General features: G+C 45.7%; 13 protein-coding genes. 12 read left to right on the plus strand and 1 reads right to left on the minus strand.

The window, feature by feature from the left end:
• Window positions 1–9 precede the first annotated feature (9 nt).
• The 10 genes from FHS10_RS05270 to FHS10_RS05315 all read left to right on the plus strand — a co-directional run bounded on the left by FHS10_RS05270 (window position 10) and on the right by FHS10_RS05315 (window position 17,870).
• The gene (locus tag FHS10_RS05270) at window positions 10–900 is read left to right on the plus strand and encodes an AraC family transcriptional regulator (protein WP_259088280.1); all 891 of its coding nucleotides are present in this window, start codon (window positions 10–12) and stop codon (window positions 898–900) included.
• 47 nt (window positions 901–947) lie between these two features.
• Window positions 948–2,015 (plus strand): aldose epimerase family protein, encoded by a 1,068-nt coding sequence (locus FHS10_RS05275; protein WP_259088281.1) that lies wholly within the window; start codon window positions 948–950, stop codon window positions 2,013–2,015.
• Window positions 2,016–2,617: 602 nt separating this feature from the next.
• On the plus strand, window positions 2,618–5,866 hold the full coding sequence (locus tag FHS10_RS05280) for a SusC/RagA family TonB-linked outer membrane protein (protein WP_259088282.1): 3,249 nt from the start codon (window positions 2,618–2,620) through the stop codon (window positions 5,864–5,866).
• A gap of 20 nt (window positions 5,867–5,886) precedes the next feature.
• Window positions 5,887–7,800 (plus strand): RagB/SusD family nutrient uptake outer membrane protein, encoded by a 1,914-nt coding sequence (locus FHS10_RS05285; protein ID WP_259088283.1) that lies wholly within the window; start codon window positions 5,887–5,889, stop codon window positions 7,798–7,800.
• A 50-nt stretch (window positions 7,801–7,850) separates the two neighbouring features.
• Window positions 7,851–9,077 carry a DUF4959 domain-containing protein gene (locus tag FHS10_RS05290; protein WP_259088284.1) on the plus strand — a complete coding sequence of 409 codons (1,227 nt, stop codon included), beginning with the start codon at window positions 7,851–7,853 and terminating at the stop codon, window positions 9,075–9,077.
• A gap of 33 nt (window positions 9,078–9,110) precedes the next feature.
• Complete coding sequence (locus FHS10_RS05295) at window positions 9,111–10,319, plus strand: DUF4998 domain-containing protein (protein WP_259088285.1); 1,209 nt, start codon at window positions 9,111–9,113, stop codon at window positions 10,317–10,319.
• Between the two features lie 634 nt (window positions 10,320–10,953).
• A complete protein-coding gene (locus tag FHS10_RS05300; RefSeq protein WP_259088286.1) occupies window positions 10,954–11,376 on the plus strand; it encodes a DM13 domain-containing protein in 423 nt (140 codons plus the stop codon).
• A gap of 2 nt (window positions 11,377–11,378) precedes the next feature.
• The gene (locus FHS10_RS05305; protein ID WP_259088287.1) at window positions 11,379–12,302 is read left to right on the plus strand and encodes a hypothetical protein; all 924 of its coding nucleotides are present in this window, start codon (window positions 11,379–11,381) and stop codon (window positions 12,300–12,302) included.
• 244 nt (window positions 12,303–12,546) lie between these two features.
• The gene (locus FHS10_RS05310; protein WP_259088288.1) at window positions 12,547–14,256 is read left to right on the plus strand and encodes an alpha/beta hydrolase; all 1,710 of its coding nucleotides are present in this window, start codon (window positions 12,547–12,549) and stop codon (window positions 14,254–14,256) included.
• Window positions 14,257–14,657: 401 nt separating this feature from the next.
• Window positions 14,658–17,870 (plus strand): glycosyl hydrolase, encoded by a 3,213-nt coding sequence (locus FHS10_RS05315; RefSeq protein ID WP_259088289.1) that lies wholly within the window; start codon window positions 14,658–14,660, stop codon window positions 17,868–17,870.
• A 294-nt stretch (window positions 17,871–18,164) separates the two neighbouring features.
• Here the strand turns inward: FHS10_RS05315 and FHS10_RS05320 are convergent, their stop codons facing one another.
• Window positions 18,165–18,722, minus strand: a complete 558-nt coding sequence (locus FHS10_RS05320) for a VOC family protein (RefSeq protein ID WP_259088290.1) — start codon at window positions 18,720–18,722, stop codon at window positions 18,165–18,167.
• 159 nt (window positions 18,723–18,881) lie between these two features.
• Between FHS10_RS05320 and FHS10_RS05325 the strand changes: the two genes are divergently transcribed.
• Together FHS10_RS05325 and FHS10_RS05330 are read left to right on the plus strand one after the other, a co-directional pair.
• The gene (locus FHS10_RS05325; protein WP_259088291.1) at window positions 18,882–20,474 is read left to right on the plus strand and encodes a M81 family metallopeptidase; all 1,593 of its coding nucleotides are present in this window, start codon (window positions 18,882–18,884) and stop codon (window positions 20,472–20,474) included.
• Between the two features lie 35 nt (window positions 20,475–20,509).
• The gene (locus tag FHS10_RS05330; protein ID WP_259088292.1) at window positions 20,510–20,899 is read left to right on the plus strand and encodes a hypothetical protein; all 390 of its coding nucleotides are present in this window, start codon (window positions 20,510–20,512) and stop codon (window positions 20,897–20,899) included.
• Window positions 20,900–20,933: the final 34 nt, after the last annotated feature.

Genomic DNA, 20,933 nt, shown 5'->3' on the forward strand with positions numbered 1-20,933 from the left:
GGGCATAAAATGAAACGCTTAAAGGATGGTTTTGAAGGGCAGCGCATGTTTGTGCTGCCTCCTCATATCCGCCGGGCAGTTATGGCTAATCCCATCAACCGCAACTTTTATGCAACTGCGATAGGCTATTACCCCAATGCCTTTGGGCACGAGCGCGAACGCAGGTACGGCAGCAGTGATTATATCCTCATTTATTGCATAACCGGCACCGGCGAGATCAGTTTTAAAGGGACAAAGTTCGATTTAAAAACCGGCAGCTATTTCATTATACCACAAGGTTTGCCCCACAAATACAAAAGCTCGGTAACCGAGCCCTGGAGTATTTACTGGATGCACTTTAACGGTGGGATGGCTGCCGAGCTTTATGACAGAGCAGGCTTTAAGGTTCATGAAGTGAACTACGACGAAGCCCGGATTAAGGTTTTTGATAAGGTTTGTGCCATTTTAAACAACAGTTACAGCAAGCGCGAAATGGAGATCATGAACTTTAATGCCCTGCATTTTGTAACCTCGCTCATCTATCACCGGGAAATAGATCATCAGTCTGGTAATGTGGATATTATTAGTGATTCCATTGCTTTTATGAAGGCTAATATCGGCCTCAAAATTGGCTTAAAGGAACTGGCCAGGCAGCAAAATATTTCGGTAACGCATTATTCAAAAATGTTTAGACAAAAAACAGACTGCTCGCCGGTAAACTATTTTAACGAACTGAAGGTACAACGGTCATGCCAACAGATGTGTTTTACCAATAAAAGCATCAAAACCATTTGTGCCGAACTGGGTTTTGATGATCAGTATTACTTTTCGCGCCTGTTTAGTAAAGTGACAGGTATTTCCCCATCTAAGTATAAACAACTTCAAAAAAATAAGCCAATTGATAGGGAATTGGCAGGCTAAAAAGTTTTAGCTTAATGTTTGTTTTTTTAACAATAATAAAATCTATCTTGAGCAGTAAATACAACGAAATCATGATTAAAGGCCAAATTAGCGTATCGCAACAGCAATGGGGCGAGTATTTTGGCAAGCCCGTATACCTGTTCAGGATAGAAAACTCAGCCGGGAGCTATGCAGAACTTACCAATTATGGGGCTACATTGGTATCGGCAGTAATGCCCGATAAGGCTGGCAATTTTGAAAATGTGATCCTCGGTTACCATTCACTGGCCGGTTACGTAGCCGATGAATGTTACTTGGGCGCCACCATCGGCCGTTTTGCCAACCGGATAGGTGGGGCGCGGTTTACGCTGGATGGCGAAGTGTTTAAACTGGATGCCAATGATGGAGAAAACTCCAATCATAGCGGCGAGGCCGGTTTTAATGCCAGGGTTTTTGATTATGAATTATTTGACGATGGGATAGCCTTTACCCTTCAAAGCCCTGCCGGGGATGGGGGATTTCCGGGTAATTTAACTTTAACAGTTACTTACCGGTTTATGGATGCTAACCAGCTCTGCATCAGCTATGATGCGGTTACCGATGCTGCTACGATAACTAATTTTACCAACCACGCTTATTTCAACTTATCGGCGAAAGGGGAGGGCATTTTTGACCATGCCCTTGAGGTTTACGCCGATGCTTTGCTTGACGTTGATGCCGCCTACATCCCAACCGGGCTTATCAAGCTTGTAGCTGATAAAGCTTTGGATGGCAGTATTATCCGTAGTAAAATAAAGGCGAATGACGGCAAGCTTACCGGCTTTAATGATTGTTTTTTGCTAAAAAACGCCGGCGATAACCCTTTGAAACCCGCCGCCAAACTGGTCGACAATGCCTCTGGCCGAACGCTGGAAGTATCAACTACCTATCCGGCGGTAATGGTTTATACCGGCGATTACCTTGACTGCCAACCAAACGGAAATTTTTTACGACCCTTTAAACCTTTTGATGGATTATGCTTGGAATGTCAGTACTATCCGGATAGCCCAAATCATGCTCATTTTCCGTCGACAATATTGAGGCCCGGCGACAACTACCACCAGGTTATCGTTTACAAATTCGGGGTTGTTTTGTAGTTTTTCGTTGCGTTTTTGATCCTATAATTTCCTGGTAATAAACAGTCCTTTTTCTGTAAGAAAACAGCAACTTATTGCCCTGTTTTTGAGAAAAAACTGCAACAAATACGCAACTTTTTGAGATGGTAAAAATACCGCCTTAAAAAGTTGGCGGCCGGCTTTTTCCTATCCCAAAAATCTAAAAAACACCTCGCTTTTTTGCCTGATGGATAATAAATGGATGAAACTATTTTGAGGGTTAAAATTCAGAAAATTGTCCATCTTTTTTGAAAGTTTATCCATTTTTTGATGCACTATCTGCGTCTACATTTACAATACCAATTATTAACCAAAACCCATAAAGTATGCAAACACCTTGACTCTTAATCCGGAGGAAAGATTTAGACCAACCATTGCAACAACAGGCAAAGGATGCATCCTGTCGATTGAAGTTTAAACACGTACCCAATGGCCTCCTTGAGAAGGGCCTGCCGGTATAACTCAGCGCCAGGTAGTTCAAACGCCTCCCTCCAATTAATTCTGTTAGTTTCCTGCAACCTGGTAGCTGATAAACTGAATTGATTAAACCTAATTAACAACCAATAAATTATGAACCCAATTTTATGAAGCCACTTTACATTTTTAGTAAACTACTTTTAAAAAAGACCAAACAGATTCCCGCGGGGCGCTACCTGCTGCTGTTTGTGTTTACCCTGCTGTTTGGCAGCGCCCGGGCGCAAAACAGGGTTACTGTAACCGGTAAGGTAACAGATACCCTTGGCGTGAAAATACAGGGTGCAACCATCCTGGCCGAAAACACCAAGAGCAACATCTCCACCTCGACCGACGAGAACGGCCGGTTTGTATTAGAGCTGCCTGTTGGTACTACTTTAAGGATCACCTTCATCGGTTTTGTGGAACAGCGCGTAACCGTATCAGAAGACAAAAAGATCTTCAACATCATTTTGAAGGAAAACAAACTGATTGCCGATGAGGTGGTAATTACGGCCTTTGGAAAAAAGGAACGGAAGGAAGCCCTGGTAGGCTCGGTTACCAGTATTAAACCCGGTGAACTAAAGATTCCGGCGAGTAACTTAACCAACGCGCTTGCAGGGCAGGCAGCAGGTATCATCGCTTATCAAAGGAGCGGCCAGCCGGGGCAGGATAATGCCTCATTCTTTATCCGTGGTGTAACTACCTTCGGCTATAAACGCGATCCACTGATTTTGATCGATAACGTAGAGCTATCCACCAATGACCTTGCACGTTTAAATGTGGATGACATTGCCAGCTTCTCGATTTTAAAAGACGCGAGTGCTACCGCGCTTTACGGTGCAAGGGGTGCCAACGGCGTAATCCTGGTAAGCACTAAAGAAGGTAAAGAGGGAGCGCCTAAGATCAACTTCCGCTCGGAGTATTCCTCATCGCAATCAACTCAAACACTGCACCTGGTTGATCCTATCCAGTACATGAACCTGTACAATGAGGCCACGCTAACCCGCGACCCAACATTGCCTTTACCTTTCCCCGAAAGTAAGATCGCCAATACCAAAAACACCATTGCAGGCGCACCCGGCAGCAACCAATATGTTTACCCGGCTGTTGACTGGCTTGGCCTGTTGTTTAAAAAGCGCGCCACTACCGAGCGTAATAACCTAAGCGTAAGTGGCGGCGGTAACATTGCACGCTATTATATAGCCGGTGCTTACAATGTTGATAATGGGGTGCTAAAGAACGATATCCGCAACAATAACAACAATAACGTTAAGTTTAAAAACTACCAGTTACGTTCAAATATCAACGTAAACATGACCAAAACTACCGAGGTGGTGGTAAGGTTATCCGGTACATTTAGCGAATACAATGGCCCGGTAACTACCGATGGCTCTTTCGCGTCCGACTTGTACAACGTGGCTATCCACACCAGCCCGGTACTGTTCCCTGCCTATTTCCCGGCCGATTCGGCTAACCTTAACGCTCAGCACATTTTATTTGGTAACGTAGGTTTAACGGGCGGTGCCGCCAGCAACAGCATTTCGTACAATAACCCTTACGCCCAGTTATTAAGGGGACATAAAAACTCATCCGAGTCGCGCATGTCGGCACAGTTGGAGCTGAACCAAAACCTGAAGTTTATAACCGATGGTTTAAAGTTTAAAGGTATTTTTAACACCAACAGGTATTCATATTTCGAGTCTACATCGGCATATTCGCCTTTTTACTATAACGTAAACACGTACGATAAAGAAACCAACAAGTATACCCTAACCTGGCTTAACCCGCAGCCAACCGGCTATAACGTGGCGCAGGAGTACCTGGGCTATTCGCCGGGCGGTACGCAGGTAAACACTTTTCTTTATTTACAGGCCGCTTTGGAGTATAACAAGGCTATTGGCAAAAGCAATATCAGCAGTACCATTATTGGTACCCAGCAACAAACCCTGTACGCCAATGCCGGCACACTGTTGGCCGCGCTGCCATACCGCAACCTTGGTTTGGCGGGCAGGGCAACCTACTCTTACATGAGCCGTTACTTTGCCGAGTTTAACTTTGGCTACAATGGGTCCGAGCGTTTTTCGGCCAATCACCGTTACGGTTTCTTCCCAACCATCGGCGCGTCGTGGGTGGTATCAAACGAAAGCTTCTGGACACCGGGCTTTATCGATCGCCTGAAAATCCGCGGCAGCTACGGTTTGGTAGGTAACGATGCCATTGGTTCGCAGCGTTTCTTTTACCAGTCTGATGTGGCCTTTAACTCGGGCTATAACTACGCGCAGTTTGGGATCAACAACCAGTACGAGCGTAAGGGCGTAACCATTAACAATTATGAGAATACCGATGTAACCTGGGAAACCTCCAGGCAAGCAAACGTAGCGGTAGAAATGACGCTGGCCAAAAACTTTAACATTGTGGCCGAATTTTATAAAAACCACCGCTATGATATTTTACAGCAACGTACCAGCATCCCGGTAAGCGAAGGTTTGGAGGCACCAATCAGCGCCAATTTGGGTGTGGTTGATTCAAAAGGTGTAGATATATCGATGGATTATAAACAAAACTTCAGCAATGGTGCCTGGGCATCCATCCGCGGTAATTTTACCTATTCAAGCAACAAATACACTTATATTGAAGAGCCCGATTATAAAGAGCCATGGCGCCACGCTATCGGCCAGCCTATCAGCAGAGGCTACGGCTACATAGCCGAACGTTTATTTGTTGACGACCAGGAAGCAGCCAACTCGCCAACCCAGATCTTCAACGGCAGCGGCATAAAACCACAGGGCGGCGATATCAAATACCGCGATGTGAATGGTGATGGTAAGATAGATGTGCTCGACCAGGTGTATATGGGTTACCCGCAAACACCAGAGATCGTATACGGTTTCGGTTTTTCAACCGGCTATAAAGGGTTTGATCTTTCGGCATTTTTCCAGGGCCAGGCAAGGGTATCATTCTTTGTTGATCCAACCCGGGTTAGTCCGTTTATCCAAAGCCCCGATGCTTATGTGTATGGTAATACACAGGTGTTAAAGGAGTTTGCAGATAACCACTGGAGCGAAGAGCACCAGGATTTGTACGCTGCTTATCCGCGTTTAGGTACCAACTCCACCGTAATATCAAACAACCTGCAGCCAAGTACCTGGTGGCTGCGCGACGGTAGCTTTATGCGCTTAAAATCATTAGAGGTTGGCTATACTTTGCCTTCACGCATCTCTAAATCATTAAGGGTATCAAACCTGCGCATCTACTTTAACGGCTTAAACCTGCTTACCTGGAGCCCCTTCAAACTGTGGGACCCCGAGCAGGGCGGCAATGGCTTTGCATACCCCATACAAAAAGTATTTAACGTAGGCTTAAACGTGAATTTATAATTAACAGAAAATATAAGGATATGAAACCATCATATTATAAATTGATTTGTGTGATTGTGCTGTGTTCTATGAGCCTTTCATGTAAAAAATACCTGGATGTTACGCCCGATAACGTAGGTACGCTGGAGTACGCTTTCCGCAACCGTAACGAGGCCGAAAACTACCTTTTTTCGTGCTACGCCACCATGACGCAGCTCAACAACGTAGTAAACGATCCGGGTTTTGCAACATCGGCAGAAATTGTGTACCCCAATACCTTAAATGACCATTACTTTAACGAGGTTGGCTTTAACATGATAAGGGGACTGCAAACAACCGCCAGCCCCAGTCTTAATTACTGGGATGCCACCAATGGCGGCTCAAGTATGTTCCAGGCTTTAAGGCGGTGTAATACCATGCTCGAAAACATAGATAAACCTATTGACTTGAGCGCGTCTGAAAAAAAGAGGTGGATAGCCGAGGTTAAATTTTTAAAAGCCTACTACCATTACTTTATGATAAGGCTGTATGGCCCAATGATATTGATTAAAGATAACAACGTGGTTAATGCCAGTACCGACCAGGTAAAACGCAAAAGATCGTCTGTTGATGATTCATTCGCTTACGTGATATCGCTCATGGACGAGGCTATCCCCGATTTGCCGTCGGTTATTGAAAGCCAGGCTACTGAGTTTGGCCGCATTACCAAATTCATCGCGATGTCTGTTAAGGCCGAAATGTTGACCACAGCTGCAAGTCCGTTGTTTAACGGTAACCCCGATTATGCCAATTATAAGGATAACGATGGTAAACCACTATTTTCATCAACCTATGATGCCAATAAATGGAAGCTTGCCGCCGATGCCTGTAAAGCAGCCATTACCGAGTGCGAGGCGCAGGGATTACACCTGTACACTACCCCGCCAACCGTTAGCGTGGGCAACGTATCTGATAAGCTGAAAAAGGTATTAACCCTGCAGGCCATGATCACCGATAAATGGGAGCAAAACCCCGAATTGATCTGGGCTTTAAACTACACTTTTGGTTACCAGGGATTTACCATTCCAAGGATGACCGATAAATCTGAAAGTCTGGCATCAACTTATCCCTCAACTTTCGCGGTGCCAATTTCTATGGGCGAGATGTACTACAGCAATAACGGCGTGCCCATTAACGAGGATAAAACCTTTGACTATAATAACCGCTACAACACACAAGTTGGCGATGATGCCAATGCCTCCTACATTAAAAGCGGTTACACCACCGCCAAAGTTCACTTTAATCGCGAGCTGCGGTTTTATGCCAACATTGGTTTTGATGGCGGCATTTGGTTTGGTAACGGTAAAATTGACGAAAGCAGCGCTTACTACGTACAGGCACGTGGGCCATATGCTTTGGCTGGTCCTAAAAGCTTAAGCGCGACCAATATTACCGGTTACTGGCCAAAAAAACTGGCCAACTATTTATCGGTGTATGATGATGTATTTACCTCGGTTGATTTTCATATGCCAAGGATGCGCTTAGCCGGCTTATACCTTTTATATGCCGAGGCGCTGAACGAATCGCAGGGGCCGGTTGCCGATGTTTATACGTATATAGATAAAGTGCGTGCAAGGGCCGGGCTGGATGGCGTACAGGCTTCATGGGCTAACTTTTCTAAAAATCCGGCTAAACCAAGCACTAAAGAAGGGCTGCGCGATATCATTCACCAGGAAAGAAGAATTGAGTTGGCATTTGAAGGCCAGGCCGGTTATGACCTGCGCCGTTGGAAAGAACTGCAAGGCGTGTTAAGCCGGCCATTACAGGGCTGGAGCATCAACGAGGGCGAGGCCGTAAATTACTATCGCCCGCAAACGGTAATTACACCGGTGTTTGGCTTAAAAGATTATTTATGGCCTATTCAAACCAGTGATATTGTGGTTGATAACAACCTTAACCAAAACCCTTACTGGTAGTTTACCTGCGCCTTAACGTATTTCAAATGATTAATATTAAAATATAAATTATGAAAAAGATCACCAACCGCATAAAGCATAGCTACTTGTTGCTGGCCCCGGTTTTACTGCTGATGTTTTTAAGCTCGTGCAAAAAAAATGAGTCGAACATTGAGGTGGTATCAAACGATAAAACAAAGCCCGGTGCAGTTACCAATGTAGTGGTACAAAACCTCAATGGCAGCGCCAGGATCACCTATACTTTACCCGACTCGAAGAACCTGTTATACGTACTGGCCAAATACGCCATAAACGATAACACGGTACGCGAAACCAAGGCCAGCTATTATACCGATACCATTATGGTTGACGGCTTTGCAAGGGCCAAAGAGTACGAGGTTACGCTGTACGCGGTGAGCAGGGCCAACGTAATGTCAGACCCGGTTACCATAAAGGTAAATCCTTTAACGCCCAACTACCAGCTCATCAACTCGGCATTGGCCATTACACCCGATTTTGGAGGTGCCAACTTCTTTGGCTTAAACCCCAATAAAGCGCCTATAGCCCTGCACGTATTATCGTTTAATACCAAAACCAGTAAGTACGATGAGCAGGACCCTAACTATATCAGTACCGATACGGTTAACTTTTCGGTACGGGGCTTTAGCGCGGTATCAACCAAGTTTGCGGTTTATACTACTGATAGATTTGGCAACCACTCTGATACCCTGTTTAAAACCTTAACCCCGTTATACGAAACCCTGTTGGATAAGAGCAAGTTTTATGTGTACCACCTGGCAAGCGATAGCCCTATTGGTTACGGCTGGGAGTTAAAATACCTGTTTGATGGCAGCACCAACGAGCCCGGATGGCATACCTTAGGCGCACCTACCAACCAGTGTACTTTTGGCCTGGGGGTTACCGCTAAATTGAGCCGTTTTGTATTGTGGGAAAGGTTAAACAGCATCTACTCGTACCAAAACATTCAGAATTTTACGCTATGGGGAACAACCGTTGATAACCCGCAGGATTCTGTACTGCCTAAAAACTCGGCACCGGGCACTATATCCGGCGATTGGGTAAACCTGGGCAACTTCGTGTTCCCGCCGCCACCATCGGGATTGCCTAATAACCAGGCCAACGCTTCCGATCTGGCCTTTGTGGCAGCAGGGGTAAGCTTTGCAATACCTTTTGCCGCGCCGGCAACCAAGTTTATCAGGCTGGATGTTTCGCGCACTTTTGGCGGTTTAAACTATGTGAACGCCATTGAGGTATCCCTGTATGGTAACCCTTTGTAATGCAGTAGGTTGTTAAAATTAAAAATTAAGAAAATGAAAATTACTTTCAACGTTACTGTTTTCTTTTTGCTGTGCCTGGCATTATCCGGCTGCAAAAAGTACGATACGGATTATAAATCATATTTAGCTAATCACGAGGTAACTTACCCCGGCCTGGCCACGGGTGTTACCTATCATACCGGTAATTTAAGGGCGGTGTTGGTTTGGCACCCCAGTCCCGATCCAAGTATCAAAAACTATTTGGTTACCTGGAACAATGGTAGCGATTCGGTAGTGGTTACCGCCACCAGCCATAGCCCGGCCGATTCTATCAAGGTATCTATCCCAAACCTTAAAGAGTATGTTTATACCTTTACCATTGTAGCGCGTGATAACGCCGGCAATAAATCGGTAGGGCAGGATTTGAATAACGTAAGGGTTTATGGTCCGGTTTACCAGGCGTCGTTACAAAACCGTGCAGTTAATGCCACCAGGCCGTACTCTTATAATAATGATGGTACCGTAGGCCTAAACTTTAACAAGGCCGATACCGGCAACCTAACAACCACGGTAACGTATACCAATTTGCTGGGTGTATCAGTGCAAAAAAATATTAACCCTGCCGATACCATTATGATCCTGAAGGATTATAAATACGGAACGGCAATCCAATACTCGTCATCTTATATCCCTACTGCCGATGCTGTGGATATGTTTAGCGTCAAAGCAGATGACTTCCCAACTATTTACGCCATTACAGAAATGGATAAATCGTTGTTTAAGCAGTATAACCTGCCTACCGACGCGGGCTCTGCCTATGGCTGGGAAAAGTATTATTTGTGGGACAAAAGCACCAACGAGCCCGGTTATTACTCTTCAAGCCAGGTATACCCATCATGGTTCAGCTTTGATATGGGCGCGGCGGGTTCTATGGGTAAATTGCAGATCTGGCAGCGTACTTCCGATCTGTTTAACTATGGCAATCCTAAGGTATTTGAAGTGTGGGGTACCAACAACCCAAGCGCCGACGGCAGCTTTAGCAGCTGGACCAAACTCGCCACCTTTACCTCCCGTAAACCATCGGGCTTACCACCGGGACAAAATACCCAGGCCGATGCCGATTACGCCGCGGCCGGCGAGGCATTTACTTTCCCGCCAAATTCGCCGCCTGTAAGATACATTAGGTTTAAAATATTAAAAACCTGGAACAGCCAGGATTTCTTCCACATGCTGGAGATCACCCTGTATAAACAAAATAAATAAGTTTTTAAATTGGTTAAGTGGAGCCGGCGCTGTTGTAAAACAGCCCGGCTTTTTTTGTGGAAGAGCCTCACCTAAATCCTCTCCAAAGGACTACGGTGTGTACATATCTTTTGAAATTGTATCACTAAACAAAACTGATGTCATTTCGAACGAACCAGCGAGGAATTGTGCGTCGGGGGGTGAGGAGAAATCTTATACGAGAGGCTACGTTTGCTTGTCGGTTGTACAAGATTTCTCTTTCGCGCCACACACATGCCCTCCTTCGCTCTATCGAAATGACATTTTCTTTTTTTAGAAAGATGTGTACACACAGTAGTCCAAAGGGAGGACTTTAAAAGGAAGATTTTAGATTAGAATGATGGTTTTTAAATGTGCAAATCAGAACCCTCTCCTTTGAAGAGGGCAGGGTGAGGCTGCGCGGAAAGTTTAACGCCGGCTACCCATTTGTAAAAAAAACAACGCCACGCAAATTATGCCGCATAGCGGCTACCTATTTGTAAAAACGAGCCGGTCGCACATAAAATGTCGAACATTGGTTAATCCTTTATCCCGCCTCAACCTTATTTCTCCAACCCTGTAAGGTTACCCGTAAAATTGCGACTAACCATCAAAAAACGAATTAACCCCAATCATCATGAAAAAATATTTAGGTATGCTGCTTATAGCGGCTGCTTTCGCATCCTGCAAGAAAGAAAGCACCCCAACCGTAGTACTTAATGAAAAGGTAGACCTTGCCGTGGCAACACCCAAAGACACCGGAACTTTTGTTAACGGCCCTTACGGTAATGTAAAGGGTACCGCCCGCATTTATGTAACTGAAGGCAAATATTCACTGGCGTTGACCGATTTCGCTGCCAGCAATGGTCCCGATCTTAAAGTTTACCTGAGTAAGGAAACCGATCCTCAAAACTTTGTAAACCTCGGCTCTTTACGCTCGGTTAACGGCAACCAGGTGTATGATATCCCGGCATCGGTAAACGTGGCCGATTATAAATACGCCCTCATCTTTTGCCAGCAATTCAAGCATCTATTTGGTTACAGCGAATTAAAAAAATAGCCATGAAACAGATATATCTTATCATAACGGCCCTGTTCTTGTCCGCTCAGGGCTTTGCGCAAGGTTGCAGCGATGCCGGCTTTTGTAGTTTAGGCGTTTTAAAAAACAATGTAGATGATCCTGCAAGTCCCACCAGGCATACCCTGAGTTTTGGGGCCAGCTATGGTATTGGCGAACAAAGTACCTATACTTATAATCCCTACCTGGAATATGGCGCAAAAATTAATGATCGTTTCGCGTTCTCTACCAAAATAACGGCCACTTATGCCACCGGTTTTTTAGGTCACGCTTTTGATGTGGGCGATGTGTATGGCAGTATTGTTTACAGTCCCAAATTAAAATCGACGGATAATAGCCTGAGTTTTATTGGCGGGATAAAACTGCCGCTTACTGTAAGTAACGATAAAAACAGTGATGGTAGGCCGCTATCATTAGATTATCAATCGAGCGTGGGTACGTTTGATGCTATTGGAGGCGTTAACTATATTGTAAATAAAAACTGGGAGTTTGATGCCGGCTTACAGGTGCCTGTATACAATAATAATAAAAGCACTTATTTCCCCGATGAGTATATCGACCCAAGAGCACAAAAATTTGCCCCCACCAATAATTTCAGGCGTAAAAGCGATGCGCTGGGTAGAGTTGGCTATTACATCAGGTTTTCAGATTCCTTTATCCTGAAACCAAACCTGTTGGCTATTTATCATATAGGGAACGATAGCTATGAAGATAGATTTGGAAAACGCCAAACTATTGATGGCTCAAACGGAATAACTTTGAATGGTGCGTTAACCGGCGTTCAAAAATTTAAAGGCGGTAACTCGCTCGAAGTAATTGTAGCCACCCCGTTCATCGCCCGCAAAATACGTCCCGATGGTTTAACAAGGGAATTTGTGTTAAATGTGCAGTATAATTTTGCATGGTAGGGGGAGTTGCGATACGGTCTTTTTATGCGAATAATAGCAGGGGTCTTGAGCGAATCCCCTCTTGAGAGGGGCGGAGGGGTGTGTTGTGCGCGGGGGGATTGAACGCGGGATAGCACACCCCGCCACCGCTCAATCCTGCGCGCGCCTCTTGAGAGGGGATTTGAAAAATTACCTCGGCAAACACCAAAAAACGCTTTTCCTCAAGTCATCTTTTTCCTATATTTAATTCCAAACCTGTTACTGCATGAAAAAGCTGATCTTATTATTACTCTTTATCTCCCCATTTTTAGTAAACGCCCAAACCTTCAGGGTAAATATCGACCCCACCCTTGGCGAAAGCAAGGAACTTGACGGCAGGCTATTGCTCCTGCTCTCTAAAAACAATAAGGAAGAACCCCGTTTCCAGGTGAGCGATGGTGCCGAATCACAGTTAGTTTTTGGGATGGATATTAACGGATGGCAGCCCGGCACCAGTCAGCTGGTGGATGTGCAGGCTTACGGCTACCCGCTTGAGCGTTTAAAGGATGTACCCGCCGGCGATTATTATGTGCAGGTACTTTTGCATAAATACGAAACCTTTCACCTTAAAACCGGTCAAACGGTAAAGTTGCCCATGGATAGGGGCGAGGGGCAGCACTGGAACATAGCGCCCGGTAATATTTACTCGGCCCCGGTAAAAATTCATTTTGATCCGGCAGCCTCAAACGAGGTGACGCTTAACATCAGCAAGATCATCGCGCCTATAGAGCTACCCAAGGATACCAAATATATCAAACACATCCGCATACAAAGCAAACTGCTTACCGAATTTTGGGGAAGACCAATGTACCTTGGGGCAAACATTTTGCTGCCCGCCGGTTTTGATGAGCACCCAAATGTGAAATATCCGCTTGCTATTTTTCACGGCCATTTCCCTGCCGACCTGGAAGGCTTTAGCACCACGCCGCCAGATCCGAATTTAAAGCCCGATACCTCCGCACGTTTCCACATTACAGGTTATAACAGGATAGTTCAGCAAGAGGCTTATGATTTTTACAAGCAATGGACAGGGCCGGCTTTCCCAAGGGTGTTGGCCATCGAGATCCAACATGCCAATCCGTATTATGATGATTCCTATGCGGTAAACTCGGCCAATCTTGGTCCGTATGGTGATGCGATCACTTACGAATTGATCCCCGAGATTGAAAAGGAGTTCAGGGGGATAGGTAAAGGTTGGGCAAGGTTCATGTATGGTGGCTCAACAGGTGGCTGGGAGGTATTGGCAGCGCAGGTTTTTTATCCTAATGAGTATAACGGCTGTTACGCCGCTTGTCCGGATCCGGTAGACTTTCATCACTACATGACCATCAATCTTTACGGCGATAAAAATGCCTATTTTCTCTCATCAGATTTTAAGCAAACACCTCGCCCCGAAGAGCGCGACTACCTAGGCCATGTAGGTTCAACCATGAAGGAGGTGAACCAGAGCGAGCTGGCAATCGGTACCCGCAGTCGCAGCGGTGGCCAGTTTGATATTTGGGAAGCCGTGTTTTCGCCCATGGATAAAGATGGTTACCCAAAACGCATCTACGACAAAAATACGGGAGCAATAGATACCTCGGTAGCCGCCTACTGGCGCGACCATTTCGACCTTACCCACATCATCCAACGGGACTGGCCAAAAATTGGTAACAGCCTGAAAGGCAAGATTCATATTTATGTAGGCGACATGGATACCTACTACCTCAACAACGCCGTATACACCGCCGAGGATATGCTCAAAAAGCTCAACAACCCCAACTGCAACTGTGAAGTTGACTATGGCGACCGCGCCGAACACTGCTGGAACGGCGACCATACCCAACCCAACTATATCAGCCGCCTGCGCTACCACCAGATGTTCATCAAAAAATGGGCCGCCGAGGTAAAGACAAGGGCACCTAAGGGAGCGGATTTGAAGAGTTGGAGGTATTAGAAGCCTTTGCAAGGGTTGCTGTGTGTAATTTTTAGAACCGATCATTAAACAAAACCTTGTCATTTCGAACTCTTGGAGGGCGGGATTTTGCAAGGCAAGGGTGAGAAATCTTATACGACAGGTTTGCTTGTCGCTCGTAGAAGATTTCTCTTTCGCGCCACGCTCATCCCTCTTCGCTCTATCGAAATGACATTTTTCTTTTAGTTAGAAAGATGTGTACATTAGTTTCTTTGGAGAGGATTTAGGTGAGGCTGAAGCTTTTTTCAGACTGTTCATGACAGTTAAAGCAGCCTCACCGTGTAGTTTAGCTTTACATAAACCAATAAACAAAATTTCATAGGCCGTTATATGTGGGAGCTGTTATCCCCTGGGTTTATGATGCCTGTAAAGCTTATTTTACTATGATAAAAAAGATCCTCTTCCTATCGGTTATTTTCTTCGCGTTTAATCAGGTTAATGCCCAGCAGGGATCATTGCAGGAGCGGTTTATCCATCCGCCGGATAGCTTACAAACCAGTATTTACTGGTATTGGATCTCGGGCAATATCTCCAAAGAGGGGGTAATTAAAGATTTGCAGGCCATGAAACGCGTGGGTATTAACCGGGCGTTTATTGGCAACATTGGTTACGATAGTACGCCGTACGGCAGTGTGAAGATGTTTAGTGATGAGTGGTGGGATATCATGCATGCCGCGCTTAAAACCGCAACCGAACTCAATATTCAGATTGGTATTTTTAACGGACCGGGATGGAGCCAAAGTGGTGGACCGTGGATCAAACCGGAGCAGTCTATGCGCTACCTGACCTCGTCGGAAGTGAGGGTGAAAGGCGCTAAAACGGTTAAGCTACAGCTTAAAAAGCCGGGTGCCGATTTTCAGGATGTAAGGGTGATCGCCTTTAAAGCGCCTAAAAGCTTTGGCACATCTATCATCGATCTGAAACCGAAGATAATTACCTCGGTGCCGATTGAAAACATCGGCAATATTACCGACGGCAATCCATCGACAGAAACCAAACTACCTGCCCAAAAAACATTTTCGGTAGATATTGAAACGGCTCAGGATTTTACAGCCAGGAGCATTACGGTTTACCCGGCCCATAATAGGTTAAATGCTAAGGCCGAAATTTTAGCTGAAGAAAATGGTACTTATAAAAGCATCAAAACCTTCACTATCGACCGCGATAACGATGCCCTTAACGTGGGTTTTGATCCATACGGACCGGTTGCGGTTTCCTTACCTGCAACTACTGCCAAAAAATTCAGGGTTGTTTTTAGCGATGCCTCGTCTGATTTTGGTGTGGCCGAACTAAGTATAGCTGCCGCACCGGTTGTAGAACGCTATATCGAAAAAACATTAGCCAAAATGTTCCAAACCCCGTTACCGTATTGGAACGAATACCAATGGAAACCCGAGCCGGTTATCAACGATCAGCAAACGGTGATTGATCCAAACAGCATTGTTGACATTAGCACGTCAATGACTGTCGACGGTGCATTAACCTGGAAAGCCCCTGCCGGCGATTGGGTAATTATGCGTACAGGCATGGTGCCAACCGGGGTAAAAAATGGTCCGGCACCACCAGAAGGCACCGGTTTGGAGGTTGATAAAATGAACAAGGATCACATTGCAGGCCATTTTAACGCCTTCCTGGGCGAGATCATGAAGCGCATCCCGGCCGAAGACCGCAAAACATGGAAGGTGGCCGTTGAAGACAGCTACGAAACCGGCGGCCAAAACTGGACGGACGGCCTCGCCGCCAAATTTAAAGCTGTTTATGGTTATGATCCGCTGCCTTATCTGCCTACCTTAAAAGGCTACGTAGTTGGCAGCCAGGATCAAAGTGACCGTTTCTTGTGGGATTTGCGCCGCTTTATTGCCGATAGGGTTGCCTATGATTATGTGGGCGGTTTACGCGATGTAAGTCACCAGCACGGGCTTACCACCTGGCTGGAAAATTACGGTCACTGGGGTTTCCCGGGCGAATTTTTGCAATACGGCGGTCAAAGTGACGAAGTAGGCGGTGAGTTTTGGAGTGAGGGAGATTTGGGTAATATCGAGAACCGGGCGGCTTCATCATCGGCACATATTTATGGTAAAACCAAGGTATCGGCCGAGTCGTTTACAGCCGGTGGCGGCCTTTACCTGCGCTATCCTTACCTGCTCAAAAAACGCGGCGACAGGTTTTTTACTGAGGGGATCAATAACACGCTGCTGCATGTTTTTATTTCCCAGCCCTCTGATGATAAAATGCCGGGCATTAACGCCAATTTTGGTACCGAGTTTAACAGGCACAATACCTGGTTTAATTACATGGATCTGTTTACCGCGTACCTTAAGCGTACCAACCTGATGCTGCAGCAAGGTAAATACGTTGCCGATGTTGCTTACTTTATTGGCGAGGACGCGCCTAAAATGACAGGCATAACCGATCCTAAACTGCCCTTCGGCTATTCATACGATTATATTAATGCCGAGGTGATCAAAAACCGGGTTAAGGTGGTTGATGGCAAAATGGTGCTGCCCGATGGTATGAGCTATAACCTGTTGGTGCTTCCCAAACTGGAAACCATGCGCCCTGAGTTGTTAAGAAAGATTAAAGACCTGGTACAGCAAGGTGCCCACATTTATGGTCCTGCGCCAGAACGGTCGCCAAGTTTACAGGAATACCCGGCGGCAGATGCTGAAGTGAAAAAGTTAGCTGCTGAACTTTGGGGTAAAGTAGATGGTGCTACCACACAACAGGCAACAGTAGGCAAAGGCACGGTGATGGCAGGGATGGATCTGCAGGACGCGCTTAACGCTCTGCATGTTGCCCCTGATTTTGCATTGAAGTTTGATAAGCCAGTATTGTACATCCACCGAACATTGCCGGATATGGAGATCTATTATGTGAGCAATCAAAACGAGGAGACTATAAATATCAATCCCGGCTTTAAAGTGAGCGGCAGGCGGCCTGAGGCGTGGGATGCGGTGACAGGCGAAACCAGGATTTTGCCTGAGTTTTCATCGGCAGGTAGCAATACAACGGTTCCTTTAACATTGCAGCCTTTGCAAAGCTTGTTTATTATATTCAGGAAACCGGTGGGTGATAAGGTGGTAAACGCGGTAAATTTCCCCAAGGAGCTGCCTGTTACCCAAGTAAACGGGCCGTGGCAAGTAACGTTTGATGCCAAAATGCGTGGCCCTAAACAGCCAGTCATGTTCAATACTCTTACCGACTGGACATTATCAACCAACGATAGCGTTAAATATTACGTCGGTACGGCCATCTACAAAAACATCGTTAAACTGCCAAAAGCCGTTAAAGGGCAACACCTTTACCTCAACCTTGGCGATGTTAAATTGATGGCCAAAGTGAAGGTAAATGGCACCGATGTTGGCGGCGTTTGGACGTACCCTTACCGGGTTGATATTACCGATGCGGCCAAAAAAGGCGATAACAGCATAGAAATATCGGTAGTAAATAACTGGGTGAACCGTTTGATTGGGGATAGTAAACTCCCCGCAGCAGAGCGCAAAACATGGACAAGCTACCCGCTATATGATCCAAACAGCAAGCTGCAATCATCGGGATTAATGGGGCCGGTTACTGTTACGGCTGTGCAGTATTAAAGGTCTGATTATCAATATTAAGAATTCGTCATTGCGAGGAGGAACGACGTATCGTAAAAACGTTTGTCATCCTGAACGCAGTGAAGGATCTTCTTCGTTAGAAAAGTCTGCAATTAGCAGGGCGAAGAAGATCCATCGTTCCTACCCGTGACAAGTCCACCATGTCATTGCGAGGCACGAAGCAATCTCATGCTCTACAGGGCGAATCTGCACAGTTCGCGATTGCTTCGTTCCTCGCAATGACATAGCTTTGTATTGTCATTCCACCTTCAGGATTTCGCGAACCTTTACAATTCAGGATGACAAAGCTGTCACCTTATGCTCAAAAAAGCTTTTCTGCGCTTTTAAAGCTTCATCTAATGATTGCTGGATATAGGCTATGCCATCAATAGCTTCCGGTGTAGATGCCCTTTGTTGAAGTTCTCCCGGCTTAGTAAAATCAATTTCTTCAACCCGCTCATTTATCCACCAAATATTGCCGAATGGATCTAAAACCCTGCAAACCTTTTCGCCAAAATAAAGCCTGGTGATATTGGTTACCGATTTGGCGCCAAATTCTATTGCTTTTTGGTAAGCGCTTTCAACATCGGCTACATATAAATTCAAAAAAGCCGGGGTAGATGCCCAACCCGTTCGCGAATCAAAAAGCATCACCATCGAGTCGCCAATTTTTACCACCGCATGGATAATTATTCCATCCTTATTGGTTATCCTGCTGTTGGGGATCTCTTCGGCATCAAAAGCAGCTTTTAAAAACCCGATAAGCTTTATCGAGGATGGCGATATGATCCAGGGAGTTACCGATGTATAATTTTCGGGTACGGTTTTGATTTTTTGCGCTTCGTTTTTCATGGTTTCTTTTTTTGAATACACGAAACTATGAACGGGTGGTGACAGCCCTATGTCAGCAGGATTTAATATACTTTGATAAAGTTTGTGTGTTATTTTGAGGGGCAACAGACAGGCTGATAAAATTTAAAAGCTATATTTAAATCAAACTCATTGATTGTTATGCTCAACCGTTTATTAACACTGTGCTTAATTGCTTCCATAACCTGTTTAACCGCGGCAAAACCGGTTAAATTTCCTGTAACATCGGAGAAAACTAAATACCATTCAAAACCATTACCGCGGATAGCCATAGCCGGCCTGGGTATAGAATCGAGCACGTTTTCGCCGGCGTTAACAGATGAGGTCGCTTTTCATGCAAAATACGGTGCCGATGTTTTTACGATGTACCCCTTTATGGCTGCCGATTCAAATGTTCGCAGCCAGGCTGCCTGGTTCCCGGCTATTGTAGGTAAATCATTACCGGGCGGCGCGGTTACCCGGCAGGCTTATGAATCGCTGGTTAATAAAACGCTCGATTCGCTTAAAAAGCACTTGCCTTATGATGGTTTATATTTTGATATCCACGGTGCCATGAGCGTTGTGGGGCTTGATGACCCCGAAGGTGATTTTATTGTGAGGATAAGAAAGGTTATAGGTTACAAAACCATTATATCTACCTCCATGGATCTGCACGGCAACGTTTCATGGCGACTGGCACAAAACTCAGATCTGATCACCTGTTACCGCATGGCACCGCATGAGGATGCCATGCAAACCAAAAAACGGGCCGTTGAAAACCTGATAGACCGCATCAACAGCGGCAAAGGTAAGCCCGCTTACAAAGCTTATATCAGTGTACCCATATTATTGCCCGGCGAAAAAACAAGCACCCGCATTGAGCCCGGTAAAAGTATTTATAAAGCTGTTGCACCTGCTTCTGTACAGCCAGGCATTGTTGATGCTGCCATATGGATAGGCTATGCCTGGGCCGATGAACCGCGCAACCATGCCGTAGTGATGGTTACCGGGGATGACAAAGAAAAAGTAACCGGCACTGCCGAGCAATTAGCCCGTCGGTTTTGGGATGCCCGCAAAGCTTTTGAATTTGTGGCACCTACAGGTACGTTAAAGCAATGCCTTGACAAGGCTGTTGCCAGCCCAAAACACCCGTTTTACATCAGCGACTCGGGCGATAACCCAACCGCGGGTGGAGCAGGTGATGCCACCTGGACACTCACCCAGATCCTTGCCCGGCCGGAATTTAAAACAGCTACCGGTCCGTCATTACTTTACGCGTCTATTCCCGCGCCTGAGTTAATTAAAAGCGCTATTGCTGCGGGTATTGGCAATTATGTGGAAGGCTATGCCGGTGCAAAAGTTGATGCCCGGTTTGCTCCACCTGTTAAACTATCTGGTACGGTGGAAAGTATTGTTTATGGCGATAAAGATGCCGAGGTTGAAGCGGTTGTTAAAGTGGGCAGCGTGCACGTGATCATCACCCAAAAACGCAAGCCTTACCACAAGGAAATTGATTTTACCCGCTTAGGGCTTAACCCACGTACAGCATATATTGTAGTGGTAAAAATAGGCTACCTTGAACCCGAATTGTATGCCATGCGTGCCGACTGGATTATGGCCCTTACACCAGGCGGCGTAGATCAAAACATTGAAGGTTTGCCCTATCATCACATCATACGGCCAATGTTCCCCTTTGATAAAAATATGAAAGACCCGGACTTGACTGCCAAGTTGGTGCCGGTATCGGGGAAATAAAATTTGATTACTAAGTTTGGATAAAAATCATTTCAATGAAAACCACCGTTTTAATTTCCCGCCTGCTGCTTGGTTTCCTTTACCTTACCTTCGGACTCGATTATTTTTTGCATTTTATACCTTATCAGCCTTTGCATACCGGCGCGGCTGGTGCTTTCATAGCCGGATTGAAAGGGACAGGCTATTTTTACCCTATTCAAAAGGTGATACAAATTGTGGGCGGTTTATCATTGCTTACCAACCGGTACGCGCCTTTTTCGGCGGTGGTGCTTTTTCCTATAAGCTTAAACGTATTACTGTTTCATACTTTTTTGGTACCCTCGGGCTGGTTAATGGGTGTTTTCCTGGTATTGCCAAACCTGCTTTTGGGTGTTGGGTATTGGAAATACTATAGCCCTATGTTTGTTGCCAAAGCGGTTGCGTAAATAATATGAAGCGACAATAAAAAAGGCGATGGTT

It is taken from the genome of Mucilaginibacter dorajii (assembly GCF_024808255.1).
GTDB lineage: Bacteria > Bacteroidota > Bacteroidia > Sphingobacteriales > Sphingobacteriaceae > Mucilaginibacter > Mucilaginibacter dorajii.